The organism is uncultured Bradyrhizobium sp., assembly GCF_964252615.1.
Lineage (GTDB): Bacteria > Pseudomonadota > Alphaproteobacteria > Rhizobiales > Xanthobacteraceae > Bradyrhizobium.
In genome coordinates, this window is the sequence record NZ_CAXUNQ010000015.1 from 76219 (window position 1) to 89547 (window position 13329).

General features: G+C 58.1%; 20 protein-coding genes. 18 read left to right on the forward strand and 2 right to left on the reverse strand.

The window, feature by feature from the left end; genetic code table 11:
* Genes ACFE72_RS10835 through ACFE72_RS10845 form a run of 3 tightly spaced genes read left to right on the forward strand, consistent with a single transcriptional unit; the run spans window position 1 to window position 3716 of the window.
* Window positions 1–876 (forward strand): tail fiber domain-containing protein, encoded by an 876-nt coding sequence (locus tag ACFE72_RS10835; protein ID WP_375413094.1) that lies wholly within the window; start codon window positions 1–3, stop codon window positions 874–876.
* Window positions 877–2448 carry a hypothetical protein gene (locus ACFE72_RS10840; RefSeq protein ID WP_375413095.1) on the forward strand — a complete coding sequence of 524 codons (1572 nt, stop codon included), beginning with the start codon at window positions 877–879 and terminating at the stop codon, window positions 2446–2448.
* The gene (locus ACFE72_RS10845; RefSeq protein ID WP_375413096.1) at window positions 2445–3716 is read left to right on the forward strand and encodes a hypothetical protein; all 1272 of its coding nucleotides are present in this window, start codon (window positions 2445–2447) and stop codon (window positions 3714–3716) included. Before ACFE72_RS10840 ends, ACFE72_RS10845 begins: the two co-directional genes overlap by 4 nt.
* A gap of 1 nt (window position 3717) precedes the next feature.
* On the opposite strand, the gene ACFE72_RS10850 is transcribed toward ACFE72_RS10845, so the two are convergent.
* On the reverse strand, window positions 3718–4011 hold the full coding sequence (locus ACFE72_RS10850; RefSeq protein WP_375413097.1) for a hypothetical protein: 294 nt from the start codon (window positions 4009–4011) through the stop codon (window positions 3718–3720).
* Window positions 4012–4473: 462 nt separating this feature from the next.
* Between ACFE72_RS10850 and ACFE72_RS10855 the strand changes: the two genes are divergently transcribed.
* From ACFE72_RS10855 to ACFE72_RS10925, 15 genes are all read left to right on the forward strand, one after another.
* The gene (locus ACFE72_RS10855; RefSeq protein WP_375413098.1) at window positions 4474–4887 is read left to right on the forward strand and encodes a hypothetical protein; all 414 of its coding nucleotides are present in this window, start codon (window positions 4474–4476) and stop codon (window positions 4885–4887) included.
* Between the two features lie 116 nt (window positions 4888–5003).
* Window positions 5004–5642, forward strand: a complete 639-nt coding sequence (locus ACFE72_RS10860) for a hypothetical protein (RefSeq protein ID WP_375413099.1) — start codon at window positions 5004–5006, stop codon at window positions 5640–5642.
* Window positions 5639–6082 carry a hypothetical protein gene (locus ACFE72_RS10865; RefSeq protein ID WP_375413100.1) on the forward strand — a complete coding sequence of 148 codons (444 nt, stop codon included), beginning with the start codon at window positions 5639–5641 and terminating at the stop codon, window positions 6080–6082. Before ACFE72_RS10860 ends, ACFE72_RS10865 begins: the two co-directional genes overlap by 4 nt.
* A 208-nt stretch (window positions 6083–6290) precedes the next feature.
* Window positions 6291–7292, forward strand: a complete 1002-nt coding sequence (locus ACFE72_RS10870) for a tail fiber protein (protein ID WP_375413101.1) — start codon at window positions 6291–6293, stop codon at window positions 7290–7292.
* Between the two features lie 46 nt (window positions 7293–7338).
* Window positions 7339–8046: a hypothetical protein gene (locus tag ACFE72_RS10875; protein ID WP_375413102.1), complete on the forward strand. Its 708-nt coding sequence runs from the start codon at window positions 7339–7341 to the stop codon at window positions 8044–8046.
* A gap of 2 nt (window positions 8047–8048) precedes the next feature.
* Window positions 8049–8453, forward strand: coding sequence for a hypothetical protein (locus ACFE72_RS10880; RefSeq protein WP_375413103.1), 405 nt, complete (start codon window positions 8049–8051; stop codon window positions 8451–8453).
* 50 nt (window positions 8454–8503) lie between these two features.
* Window positions 8504–9496, forward strand: coding sequence for a peptidoglycan-binding protein (locus ACFE72_RS10885; protein WP_375413104.1), 993 nt, complete (start codon window positions 8504–8506; stop codon window positions 9494–9496).
* Between the two features lie 2 nt (window positions 9497–9498).
* Window positions 9499–10074, forward strand: a complete 576-nt coding sequence (locus ACFE72_RS10890; RefSeq protein WP_375413105.1) for a sterol desaturase family protein — start codon at window positions 9499–9501, stop codon at window positions 10072–10074.
* A gap of 5 nt (window positions 10075–10079) precedes the next feature.
* On the forward strand, window positions 10080–10562 hold the full coding sequence (locus ACFE72_RS10895; RefSeq protein ID WP_375413106.1) for a hypothetical protein: 483 nt from the start codon (window positions 10080–10082) through the stop codon (window positions 10560–10562).
* A 2-nt stretch (window positions 10563–10564) separates the two neighbouring features.
* Entirely contained in the window at window positions 10565–11068 is a 504-nt protein-coding gene (locus ACFE72_RS10900; RefSeq protein ID WP_375413107.1) for a hypothetical protein, read from the forward strand.
* A 185-nt stretch (window positions 11069–11253) separates the two neighbouring features.
* The gene (locus ACFE72_RS10905; RefSeq protein ID WP_375413108.1) at window positions 11254–11631 is read left to right on the forward strand and encodes a hypothetical protein; all 378 of its coding nucleotides are present in this window, start codon (window positions 11254–11256) and stop codon (window positions 11629–11631) included.
* Entirely contained in the window at window positions 11556–12068 is a 513-nt protein-coding gene (locus ACFE72_RS10910; protein ID WP_375413109.1) for a hypothetical protein, read from the forward strand. The genes ACFE72_RS10905 and ACFE72_RS10910 overlap by 76 nt, the downstream gene beginning before the upstream one ends.
* Window positions 12069–12137: 69 nt before the next feature.
* Complete coding sequence (locus ACFE72_RS10915) at window positions 12138–12506, forward strand: hypothetical protein (protein WP_375413110.1); 369 nt, start codon at window positions 12138–12140, stop codon at window positions 12504–12506.
* Complete coding sequence (locus ACFE72_RS10920; protein WP_375413111.1) at window positions 12503–12709, forward strand: hypothetical protein; 207 nt, start codon at window positions 12503–12505, stop codon at window positions 12707–12709. The genes ACFE72_RS10915 and ACFE72_RS10920 overlap by 4 nt, the downstream gene beginning before the upstream one ends.
* A complete protein-coding gene (locus tag ACFE72_RS10925; protein WP_375413112.1) occupies window positions 12706–13131 on the forward strand; it encodes an HNH endonuclease in 426 nt (141 codons plus the stop codon). The genes ACFE72_RS10920 and ACFE72_RS10925 overlap by 4 nt, the downstream gene beginning before the upstream one ends.
* 4 nt (window positions 13132–13135) lie before the next feature.
* Here ACFE72_RS10925 and ACFE72_RS10930 read toward each other — a convergent pair.
* A partial coding sequence (locus tag ACFE72_RS10930) for a hypothetical protein (RefSeq protein ID WP_375413113.1) occupies window positions 13136–13329 on the reverse strand: 194 nt, incomplete at its 5' end.

Consider the following 13329-nt stretch of genomic DNA (forward strand, 5'->3'; position numbering starts at 1 on the left):
ATGGGCGGTAAATCTACAACCGAGCAGACGCAGCAATCCACGACAAAGCCGTGGGAAGCGGCGACTCCTGCGCTTGAGGGTATCTTAGGACAGTTGCAGACTGGCCTTGGCAAAACCGGCGTGACAGGTGCGGAATCAGGCGCTCTCGATACGCTCACAAATAACGCGAACACCAGTTCCGCTACGTTCGCGCCGGGTATTATGGACTACGCCAAGACGCTGTTGGCCGGCGGAGGTGCCAACGGACAGGCTGGGAATATTCAAGGCGGCTTTGATGCCTTCAAAGCACAGATGTCCCCCTTCGCCGATCCGAACTATTCCTCCATGGATAGTCCTGCGTTACAGCGGGCTTTGCAACAGGCGTCAACCGACGCGACAAATTCAATCAACGCTGGTTTTGCTGCTGGCGGTAGAGACTTCAGCGGTGCAAATCAAATGGCTTTAGGCCGCGGTATAGCTGCAGCGCAGGCCCCGTTGATCTTGAACCAATTCAATCAAGATCGCGCAACGCAACAGGGCGCAGCCAATTCGCTTTTTAGCGGGCAGAACACTACGGGTGGATTGTTGTCAGGATTGAATCAAACTGCCCTCTCGAACCAAGGGCAAGGTGTCACGGCGGCGGGGCAGGCGACGGATGCGGCGAACGCTGGCGCCAATGCCACGCTACAAGCTGAGGCGCAGCGCCGTGGCATCCCGGCGGAAAGTCTCGCCCTGCTTGCAAAAATTGGCGTTCCGATTGCGGCTCTTGGCAGTCAGTCTACGGGCAAGTCACAGGGCGAGCAGCAGATGTCCGGTGCCGATCAATTCCAGCGGATCATGAGCGGTATCGGTTCTCTTGGCAATCTTTGGGGTGGCGGAAAGAGCGGAGGCAAGTAAATGGGCCTGCTTGACGCACTTCAGCTTGGCGGCGGATCGAGCAGCGGACTGCTCGATTTTCTGCGCCAGATGCAACAGACACCGCAAGCGTTTGCAGGCTTGCCGTCCGACGTAGCGCAATACGGTCCACCCGCCGCACCGCAGATGCAGCCGAGCCCTCTCGATGGCGCACAGTGGCCCTATGGTCCGCTTGGTGTGCCATCGCAGGCTAATGCGCAGATGCCCCCCCAACAGCCTGTAGTGCCCGTCCAGCCTATTCAATCGCAGGGGCCGGGGATTGGCGATCGGCTTGGCGCCGGTCTGCAAAGCTTCGCTAACAGCGGTGGGCCGCTGCCCGCTATCGCCAATGGCCTGACTGGCCTGATGACAGGGCAACGGACAGACCCGACAGGTGTCGCGCAGCAAAATATGAGCCAAGCCAATAATTCGACCGGACAGGCCCTCGTTAAGAAAGGGGTTGATCCGGTCGCGGTACAGGCCGCGGTATCCCAAGCGGCCATTGGCAATCTTGAACCACTGCAAACTCTTTTCAAACAGAATTTCGGTCCTCAAACGCTCACCCCGCTTGGTAATGGTTACGTTGCCGACAAGAGCGGCAACATCAAGCGCGCTTTTGAGCCGGAAGATAAGATTCCAGCCGGGTTTGCAAAAACGGACGATGGGAAGATGAATTTCATCCCCGGTGGCCCGGCCGATCCCGCCTATATCCAGCTTGCGGAAGCTAAGAAAAAAGACCCGAACGGCGTCTATACGCTTGGCCGAGGCGGCGAACTCTACAAGATCGACAAGGATGGTAACCCGGTTATCGTTCACAAGAACGAAGCTTCTCAAGCTGAAGCAACCCTCGACGAGCCAACCGTTAAGGCGATGGCCTCTCAATATCTTGCCGGTGACAAGAGCGTGATGCAAAATCTTGGGCGAGGCGCGCAAGGCGCCGCAAATATCGTCGAGTTGCGGAAGGAAATTTATAAGCAATCAGACGCTGCGGGCCAAAATGCGAAGGATATTGTCAACACCTTCAATGAACAGGCCGGCAATCTCGCGGGGCAGCGTTCAATCGGTACTCGTGCCGCAAATATCAGTCTTGCTGCGAACGAAGCAAACAATATGATCCCGATAGCTTTGAAGGCATCGGAGGCCGTGCCCCGTACACAATACATGCCGCTAAACCAAGCAATTCAGGCGGTGCAGAAAGGTCAGAGCAGTCCGGAATTGGCGCGTTTCGTTGCAGCGACGAACTCGCTGGTTAACGCTTACGTCCGCGCCGTCTCGCCGTCTGGCGTTCCCACGGATTCGATGCGCGAACACGCTTACTCTATGCTTAATTCCGCGCAGAGCCATCAGGCATACACGGCGGTGACTTCGATCATGCAAGACGAAATGAAGGCTGCCTTGCAGGCCCCGGAACAGGTTCGCAAAGAATTGCGCGGAGCCGAAACCCCTCGCGAATCTCAGGGGCAATCTGGTGACGCCATATATGCTCAGGCAAAGGCAGCGATTGCGCGTGGCGCACCGCGCGAAAAGGTTCTGGAGCGGCTGCGTCAAAACGGTGTGGATGCGAGCGGGCTATGAATTTTGATGATCTGATTCCGCAAGATAGCGCATCAAAAATCTCGTTTGATGACCTTATTCCGGCGAAGTCCGCTGAAAAAAAGTTTGGACTGGGAGATACCTGGCCCGCGCGCCTTGCGAAGTCGATTTTTAGCGCGGTGACGTTGCCCGGCGATGTTGCTCAAGGCAATGTCTCGATGGTCGGAGAAGATGGCAGAACTAATCCGGATGTAATAGGGCGCTCCGCTGAATTGGCTTCTGTTGCCAGTCCATTGTCGCCAGCAGCTAGGATTGGAGTTGGTTGGGCCGGTACGTTAAAGACAAAAGAAGGTCCCGCCCCTACGCAAGAGGCTCTGGCAACCGCTGCTGGAAGCGGATACGATAAGGCGCGTTCTTTAGGGGTGGAACTCTACCCGGGTTCGCTTTCGTCTCTTGGCGAAAAGATCACGTCGGCTCTTACCGATATCGGCATCAATGGCGACTTGGCTCCAAAAACGTTCGGCATCCTCAACCGCATTAAAGAAGCGCCAGCAGATTCCGTCGTCACAGTCCCAAACCTCGAAACGGTACGCCGCGCCTTCGGTCACGCGGCAGGCGACTTTTCGAACCCAACTGAGCAGCTCGCTGCTGGACGTGCTAAGCGGGATTTGGCAGATTATTTGGCTTCCATCCCTGATAAGGATGTTGTTCGCGGCCCTGCCTCCGAAGTCTCCCAAATCATCAAAGACGCAAACGCGAACTACGCCGCGAGCGAGCGATCCGCACAAGTTAGCGACGCCCTCAAAAAAGCGGAACTCCAAACCGCCGCAACTCATTCTGGGCGAAATCTCGATAATAGGACCAGGCAGTCATTTGTCAGGCTCCTCACTAACGATAAAACAGGTGCAGGATTTACGCAGTCAGAACTTGATGCTGCCGAGTCCATCATCAAAGGATCGAATACCGCAGACCTGATGCGCTCTGCCGGCAACTTCCTTGGCGGCGGCGGGGGTCTTGGGATGCTTCACGGCTCCTCCATAGGAGCCGCTGGCGGCGCAACTGTAGCGGGACCGCTCGGGGCGGCAATCGGCGCTACCACTGTCCCCGCGTTGGGATACGCCCTGAAAAAGGGTGCCGACGCGTCCACCTTAAACAAGGTTCATGCCTTTCAGGAAAGGGTGCGCAAGCGCTCTCCTCTTGGCGAGAGTATGCCGGACAAAGTTGTAAACGGAATGACGCCTCGGCAAGCTATCATGGCTCGACTAATCGAAGCTGGATTTGTCCCGCGTGTCAGCGGCGCAAACGAATGATTTATATCCAACCTAACAACCTTGCTGCAATGCCGAGGGTAACGATTCCGATGATCGTGATCATCGTGCGAAGTTCTTTGAGAGCCTTGCCGTTATGGAATGAGTTACTGGCGGCGATAATCAGTAGCTCGTTAGGTGGCATCTCATCGAATCGCGGGCTTTCGCGGTCAAGCTTGTTCATGACCTTTTGGAGTTTGGACGAAATTTCTGGTGTATCACCTGCCTCGAATGGCATTTGAAAGCATCCCGGCTGGGCTTGACGCTGAAACTTCTCGGTCGCGCTGATGAATATCATCCTGCGCTAATCTGCATTGAACATAAGCGGGTGTCCCAGGCGGCGCTCCGTAGGAGCGGCAGTGTTCATCATCGCGCTGGGACGTATCTTGACGGCTTGCGCAGGCGCAAAGCAGAAAAGCAAGGAAGAAGATAACGGCGGCGTGGCGCATTGCTCCCCCAAATCAAGAGCCGATTATGCCTTTTTCTTCGGCTTGGCGTCTAGGGCCAGATCGACAAGGCGGCGGATGGCCTCGGGTTGCGAGGGAATGGGGCGCTGTTCGGAGCGCCATTCGTCAATTCGTGCTGTTAAATCAGGAGGAACTCTAACGCCAACCGTAGGGCTTGTGCCCGTCGCTGGCCGTCCCCGCTTTTTTGCTATCTTTTTATCTTGACTGTCCATGCTAATATGATAGCGTAAAAGCAAGCCGAGGGGAAGGTACGAACTTCCGCCCCGGCTCTAACCCGGCCAAGGAGTGACCCAATGGCGCAGGCTTCAAACGTTATACCACTTCAAAAGAAGGCCAACAGTCCTCACCCGGACGCTCAGTTGATCGCGGCTTGTGTTGCATATGGCTTCGTGATGGGCGGGGCTGCTGCCGGATGGCGGATCGACCCGACCGATAGTGACTTCGCCGGCCCGGCGGATATCAGGAACTTACGCAAGGGCGAGGCCCTGATCGAAAAAATGAAGGGTCTTGAGACCAAGACACTTGATGGGATCGCCGCGAAAGCTGGGGTTGTCGAACTAATCTGCAGCAGCGGATCGAACTACGTTTCACCGGACGAAGTGGAGTTCACGTCTTCACTCGCGAAGGACATCATGAACTTTCAACTTTCGGCGGCGGGCGAGACCTCAGCCGTAGCAATCACACAGCAACGGAAAAAGATTTCCTAATTCCCGTGGCCAACGGGATAAGCGCGAAAACCACACCCTTCGTTGGGCGCCGGTTTCGCGACAGCGAACCTCTGCGCTTGAGGCTTGGCCGGCCGGCGCTCAACGGAGACTGAAAGATGAAGAAGCCCAAACCTACGGAAGATAAGCGTAGCGTCGTTATCGAGCCGCCAAAGTTTGAGATGGCGGATATCACCATCGCTGGCACCGCGCCCTATGTGCAGAACAAGTTCTCACAGAAAGCGCGGGATCAGATGAAGGCAAAACAGGAATCTGGCTCGCGCAGCAAAAAGGGCACGGCGCGCGAGGGGAAAGATTTCATGGCGACCTACGAAGCAGCCAAGCATGTTAGTCGGCAAGGCTGGGTCGGTATCCCGGCTCCGTCGTTTCGCAATGCGATGATATCGGCCTGTCGAATCGTCGGGTTCAAGATGACGCTGGCGAAGCTGTCCGTCTTTGTTGAGGCAGACGGTTACGACGCGGACGACGGCACACCGCTGGTCAAGATCGTTGGCGAGCCTCGCATTCACGAAGGACTCGTTCGTAACCAAACCGGCGTTGCTGATGTCCGCTGGCGACCGATGTGGGAAGAATGGACCGCCGTTGTTCGTGTTCGCTGGGATTCGACGCAATTCTCTGCGCAGGATGTCGTTAACCTCTTAGCTCGTGCCGGCGCGCAAGTCGGCATCGGCGAAGGCAGGCCGGACAGCAAAGCCTCGAATGGCATGGGGTGGGGAATGTTCGAGGTGCGGGCATGACCGGGAAACAGGACAAAGGCAAGCAGATCGAAACCGAACTTGCCAAGATCAAAGGCAACAAGGAAGTTATCAACGCCAGCGACGTTGTTGAATGGGCAAAGAAGCATCCGAAGTCGGCTCTCTATACCTGCTTCGAATGGGATGATGCCACGGCAGGCGCCGAACATCGCTTGTGGCAGGCTCGCCGACTGATCGCTCTTCACATCGTGACGGTGGAAGGGCAGCGAAAAACCGTTTCCCTTACGATGGATCGAGCCAAGGGTGGCGGCTACCGGCAAATCGAGGATGTCGTTCGCGTTCCCGATCTTCGCGAGCGGATGCTGCAAGATGCACTCGCCGAACTTCGGCGGGTTCGAGCGAAATACAATTCGTTAGTTGAATTGGCTTCCGTCTTTGCGGAAATCGATAAATTCGATCTGCCGCAAGAGGATGTTGCGTAAAAGTTTGGGCACGGAGTGGAAAGTCCGCTCAAGGTACGAACAGCAGAGGATTGGCACGGCAGGCATGGCGGGCCATGGTTCGGCATGACGCGTCGGGGACTGGCGGCGCTGGCACGATGAGGTCAGGTGCGGACTGCTTAGGCGGGCCAACGCAAGGCAACATAACGGCGATCCTTCGGGGTCGCCGTTTTCTTTTGGAGAATAACTGATGGCACTGCCATTCTATAATTGGTCAAGAACCGCTGCCAGCAACGCGACTGCGGACAGCACGGTTAATTGGGCTGAAGGACAGGCCCCTTCGTCCGTCAATGACAGTGCCCGCGCCATGATGGCGTCCACAGCAGCGTTTCGTGATGACATCTCAGGTGCAATCGTGACGGGCGGTACTTCAACCGCTTACACGGTGAGCACTTACGAGGTATTCCCAAACTTCGCCGCCCTGAGTGGAAAGATTGTCGCTTTTACACCCCATGCAACCAACGGGCCGTCTCCCACTGTCAATGTGGATGGACTCGGCGCGACACCGCTGCGCGCGTCACCTGGCGTAGACCTCCTGCCGGGCGTCCTCATCGCAGGCACGCCCTATGTTGCGATCTGTAACACCTCGGACGGCTCATTCTATCTGCAAAACTTTTACGGCAACCCGTACAACGTTCCGCTCGCGGCCGGTATGGATTTTTGGGGATCAACAGCTCCGAACAGCGCTTTTGCATTTCCAATCGGCCAAGCCATCAGCCGAACGACATATTCTGAATTGTTCGGACGAATAGGAACCACTTACGGTATCGGTGACGGAACTACCACATTCAACTTGCCGGATAAACGAGGTCGCGTGTCTGCCGCGCTTGACCCCACGGGTGCGATTTTGAACGCGGCGACGGTGACGAATGGCAATGCTCTCGGTGGCATCGGCGGTAGTCAACAGTCACAATTGCTTGTCGCAAATCTTCCTCCATACACGCCCGCGGGTTCAATATCGAACGGCGCAATCACAATTTCCGGCGGCAGTAGTGGCCGAAATGTTGCGGGTGACTTTAACAACGGCGGCGGCGGCGGCGGGTCTTTTTCGGCCATGAGCAGTACGCCGTTGTCTCTTTCGGCTTCGCAAGGTGGTTCAACATTTACAGGCTCCGCGCAGGGCGGCACGGCAGCGGCGTTTTCCAATGTGCAGCCCACCATCATCTGCAACTACATCATCCGCGTTCTCTAGCGTCTCGCAAAATAGACTGACCTTAGAAACATCAAGGAAGCGACAAATGACCAAACGATCTGCCCAAGCCGGGCAGGGCGGTGCCGTGCGCATTGCCTGCATCAATATGGCGACCGTCGATCTCGGCGTACCCTTCGACAAGCTCACGGCGGCACTTCAGGCTTGTTACGATCAGTTTTTCGTTCCGGTCTGGGGCTACCCGGTCACGCTCTACAACACCACAAAGCCAAAGCCCGGCGAGTGGCAGTTCTACTATCTCGACACGGCCGACGAGGCCGGCGCGCTCGGCTATCATGACCTGACGAAAGACGGGCAGCCGATCTCGAAGGTATTCGTCAAGACCACGCTGGCGGCGAAAGAACTCGTCAGCGTCACGGCCTGCCACGAACTATTCGAGATGGCGATCGATCCGCTCGCAAATCTCTGGGCTGAAAACAGCGACGGCAAGGAATACGCCTACGAGATGAGCGATCCTTGCGAAGAGGATACTTTCCTCGTCAACGGCATAGCGATGTCGAACTTCGTGCATCCCTCGTGGTTCGAACCCTTCAAGCATCCGCCCGGCACCAAGTTCGATCACCTCGGCAAGTTGACCAAGCCGTTCTCCATGACCAAGGGCGGCTACGTGATCGTGAAACAGAACGGCAAGGTCAAAGAGGTGTTCGGATCGGCCGCTAAAGCCAAACGCTTTGCGCGTGAGGATCGGCGCGGGCACCGGTCGGAATTTCGCAAACCGCACCATCAGAGAGCGTGACCATGGCCGATAACACATTCGATATCCTTGCGCGCGTGGTCAGCGAGGCGAAGTGCAAACCGGGCTGGACGTTCGCGCTTGCCGATGTAGGTGGCGGAGTGAAAGAACTGCGGATCAGGATGGCGAACGACGTCGACAACTACGATCACAACCGGCCGTTCGCCCCTTATCACTGCCATCCGGTGCCGTTCGCGACGTACAATGAGCAATCATGGCGGCGCTGGGTATTTGAGCAGTGCCTGCGCTCAATGAACCACGAGATCGGCGAAGCGCTGAATTTTAACGGCGTGCGCCCGTTCGCACCAATGCACGGTCCCGGCGAAGACCCGTACACCGTCCATGAAATCCGTCCCGAGATAGACGCGCTCACGACTCAGAGCGGCGCGGTCCGAAGCGGACCGGTCTGAATACCGTAGGCCGCATGACGCGGCGGCGAGCTTAAAAAGGAAACATCATCATGACCGATCTCAACGCCCTGCAACGGGCGAACGATACGCGTTGGAATTCAGCAAGGCTGACCGGCCGGCTCAGTTTCGATCCCGTGGCCCGCAAGGCCCTTGCCAACAAGGCGCGCTATCTCGACGTCGTCCGGCGCTGCCGCGCGCGAGGATCCAACATGCCGGACGAAGCATGGGTCTTCGTCGCGGTCATCCACAACCGCGAGAGCGGCATGGATTTTTCGACGCATCTCGGACAGGGCGACCCCTTGAGCCGGCCGACCACGCATGTGCCGGCGGGCCGCGGGCCATTCTTCGGAGTCGATGCATTCGAGCGCGGCGCCGTCGATGCCTTGATGGACTGCGCGCCGAAAGCAGCAATTGCGAACCGGGACTGGTCGATCTCCGGCATGTTGACTTACGTCGAGCGCTTCAACGGGCTTGCTTATGCCAATGCACGTCCGCCCCGGCCAAGCCCGTATCTGTGGTCTGGGACGACCGTTTACGATCCGCCTTCAGGGCCTGGTGGCAAGGTTCTTGTCGACCATGGCCCGATCGAAAACGTCACGGACAAGCAGCTCGGAGTCGCTGGCCTGCTGCTCAAGCTCGATGCGCTCGACGATACGATCAGCTTTGCAGGATTGCCGGAGGTGCTGGCGCAGCCGGCGCTGCCTCAACCAAACCTCGCCCCGGTTCAGGGCGTTGACGATGCGGTCTGGCTACAGACGTCGCTGAACAAACTCGGCGCCACGCCGCAACTGGTCGTAGACGGCATCGCGGGCGCGGGCACACGCACGGCCGTGGTGGCCTTTCAGACCAGCAAGGGCCTCGCCGCCGATGGTGTCGCAGGCCCTGCGACGATCGCCGCCATCAAGGCTGCGCTGACGGGTCCTGCGGCGCTTTCCAAGCCTCCGGACGTCACGTTGCCGCCGCCGGGTCCGGTCCGCACCACGGGCCTTGCTCCGACGTTCTGGGGCCGTGTGAAAGATCTGTTCAAGCCGAAGGCGGCGTGATCATGCCCCGCAATTTCGGTTTATCGCGCCACGAGGGCTTGCCCGCTGCATTCGATTTGTCGCGATCCGGGTATTTCCTTGATTTCGCGCTCGTGCCGTTTGCAGAGCTGGCGCTTATCGCTACCGCACTTTGGCGAGGTTTGCATCCGGCGGGGCTGGTCGCGGCGCTGCTGACAGGGGCAGTCGTCTGGTCCTTTGCCGAATATTGGATACATCGCCTGGTGTTCCATGGGCCAACGGCCTTCGAGCCGATGCATCAAATGCATCATGCTTTACCGAAGGACCTGATCGGGGTCGCGAGCTTAGGGACCTTCGGCGGTTTCGCCGGCATCTGGCTCATTGCGTATATCCTGGTAGGTGGCTCGCTTTGTTCCGCCGCTACGGCCGGGTTCATGAGCGGCTATCTGTTCTACTGCGCCATTCACGTCGGCATGCATCACTTTGAGGCCCGCGGTTTCGGCCGCTACGGCGCGATGATGAGGCGCCTGCATGCTGCCCATCACCGCGGCGGCAAAGGCAATTTTGGCGTGTCATCCCCAGTCTGGGACATCGTATTCCGCACCTACAGGAAGGCTTGAACATCATGCTTTGGACAGTTGCCGCACTGCTCGCCCTTGTGTTGCTGTGGTACGCGCTTTCCGGGCGCGCCTGGCTCAAGACGAAACCCTGGGCGCAAGGCTTCTTCGCCTGGATAGAGCCGATCGAGATCGCGCTCTACAGGAAATCCGAGACGCTGCTGATCGGCCGGCTGCTGTGGTTCGGCGGCTTCGTGGTGACCGCCTATGACGCGCTGGCGCTGTTTGCGTCGAGCCTGGATCTGACGCCGCTCACGGCCCGGCTGCTTGCGAACGTGCCGGAAGATATGCGCGGGCTTGTGTTGAGCGCTTCCTTTGCGCTGATCGGTCTTGCCATCTCCTGGCTTCGCAAGCGGGTCACCAAACCGCTCGAAATCGTCGCGATTGCGGACAAGGACGTGACGCCGAAAGTGGCTGAAGCCATCGCCATGGCCGATGCGACCAAGGATGAGGCGGTCGCCGTCGTGACTGAGGCGAAGGGAGTGGCATAGCCATGTTCACGGGCATCGTCGCAGCACTGAGCGCGCTCGCCGGCATGGTGCCGGCCATCCTGAACTTCTTCACCTTGCGAGAGAACAATGCGCAGCAAATCCGCCTTGAAGAACTTCGACAGCAAGGCGAGAAAGAGAAGATTGCCGGTCAGGTGGATATTGCAAATTCTCAGGCTGATATTCGACAGGCAGACCATATTTATGAGTTTGCAAGCGGCTCTTCTGGCAACCGTTTTGTGGACGCGCTGGCCGTATTTGTGCGCCCTTACATCACCCTGGTTTTCTTCCATCTGTTCCTTCTGATCGAGGTGTCGCTGTTCATCTACGGCGTCAACAGCGGCTATGACCTGGCCCAGCTCGCGCAGTTGCTGTGGGACGCCGATACGAAGTCGATCTTCGCGGCGATCATGGGATTCTGGTTCGGCAACCGGATGATGACGCGGGGATCGCAGGCGATGGCGGCCACCTTGGCGGTTTCGCAGTCGGCGACGACGGCAAAGAGGTAAATCCATGACGCCTGTCATGCTCCGCCATCTGGAAGGCCGACTGTTCGAGTGGGTGATGGCTACGGCTATGGTCCTGCTGGCCGCGCTCGCTGATGGCGCTCTGGTTTGGCGGACGCACGATCGAAAAGGTCGCACGGATCATCAAGCGATGACGCTTTGCGTCTCCAATTGAAAGCAGGGCGCTGATGTCCGATCAAGGATCGAAAGCCGAGGAAGAGGTCGTCGCGTGGCGTCTCAAAATGATGACCACGCAACGGTTCTCGAACCTGATGGAGGTTGCCGATGTCATTGGAGACATGGGCGCCGACGGCATCGACGTGCTGCGCAAGCTCGGCGACCCTGACTACAAGAATATGCGCCGGTTCCTGCGGGAGGGGAAGTCCGAGACGTTCGAGTTTTTGGCAAGCGCCCGCAAAGAAGAAATCCTCGAACTGCAGAACGGGATCGAACTGGTACGGGCGTTCAAGACTACCGGTCGGGTGGTAAAATGGGCGATCATTTCAGTCGGGACCACGTTGGCAGCGGTAATCGCTATCAAATCATGGCTGATCGGCAAGTCATGAACGAGCGATTCCTGTTGGCAACTGTCGTCCTCCTCTCCGGCTTGTTGGGCGGATGGATCGGGCTGATGTATTTGGATAATAATCCGCCATACATCTACGACGCCGTTCAAAGCCACATCATTCCGGATCCTGCATCGCAAGGCGCAACGGTCGTGGCAGACTGGCACCTCAAAGAGGTGAAGCGGCTCTGTCCGGCCACGGTGCAGCGGTTCTTCAATGACGCCGAAACCGGCAGGATGGTCGCCACGCTAGATACCACGGAAGCCTCGCGAGCTGTCCAGGTCGGCGACACAGCGCTGCCGCGATCCTTCCAGCTTCCGCCTAATCTGCCGCCCCGCACCGAATACAGCGCGCTCGTTTGTTTTCAATGCAATGTCCTGCAGCGCGCTTGGCCGCTGTGCGTCCGGACGCCGAAGATCGCTTTCAGCGTTCGCTGACCAAATCACAGACCGAAGCGGCAGGGGCGTCTCAGAATCCACCATAGCTAAAGCGAAGAGGTGCCCGCCATGAAGTCGGACCGGCTTGGTTGCTTGATCGTTGTTGCGGCGTTCGTTGCGGCCATCCTGTACATCATCGCAGCGAACGCGCAGGATCAGTATCACCCGCAAGACATCCACGAGCGCTTCTACTCGACGTGGATGATGCCGGACGCGCCGAATACCTCGTGTTGCCACAACCAGGATTGCAGCCCGGCGCCGTCGCGCTTCGTCGACGGTCATTGGGAAGCGCAACGTGGCAGCATTTGGATTCCGATCCCGCTGCGAAAGGTCGAACAGAACCGCGACAGTCCGGATGGGCGCAGCCATCTGTGCGGCCGGCCGGGACCGATCGGGGAATTTACCGTGTTCTGTTTCGTGCGCGGGAGCGGAACATGAACGATCTCGCACGCAGCGATGACATCGACCACGACCTGTTTCGCAAATATTCGATCGCGCTGAAGATGTGGGCGCGACGTTACAACACGGCGGAAATTGCGGAGCATCTTAAAGAGCCCGAGCACATCGTTGGCAGGTGGATATGGCATTGGCGCGAATTGAGCAGGGGGGTTCCGATTAGCTGCATAGGATCCAGCGAATGAAAGCGCGCGGAGTTCTACCTTACGCCACCATCATTGTCGGCGCCCGCACGCAATATGTCTGCAAGGTCTCCTGGCAGGACCTGGACTTCCTGATGCAGTGGCCGTGGACGTATGCGGTGTCGCATCCGCGCCATGGTGGCCTCGTCTATGCGAGACGCTCAGTGTGCGACGGTGGCCGTAACGTCACTATCCTCATGCATCGGGTGATTATCGCGGAACGGATGGGGCTGCCACGGCCGTCGGAGAAGCATTTCGTCGACCATGAGAACGGCGACAGCCTTGATAACCGGCGAGAGAACGATCAGGGCTTGCAGCAACTGCGCTGGCTTACCAACAAGGAAAACGCCGCGAACCGGCGCGGCATTCGCAGCGTGCCGGCTGTGGCGGTATTCCGATCGCAATTGTCCGATATTCCGTTTTAGCCGGTCATTCGTCTCGTTTGAGATTCCGTTTGCCCCAATGGTGATCGCGCTTGCGGTTCGGATCGAACTCGGGCGGATCGGCCCTTACCCCCTTGCGCAGGCCGTACATTACCGCAATCCGGGCCATGAGATGATCGCCGCCGGGCGGGCTTTCGCCTGCCAGCTTCAATAGCATCGCCGCCGGCTGCCAATATTCCT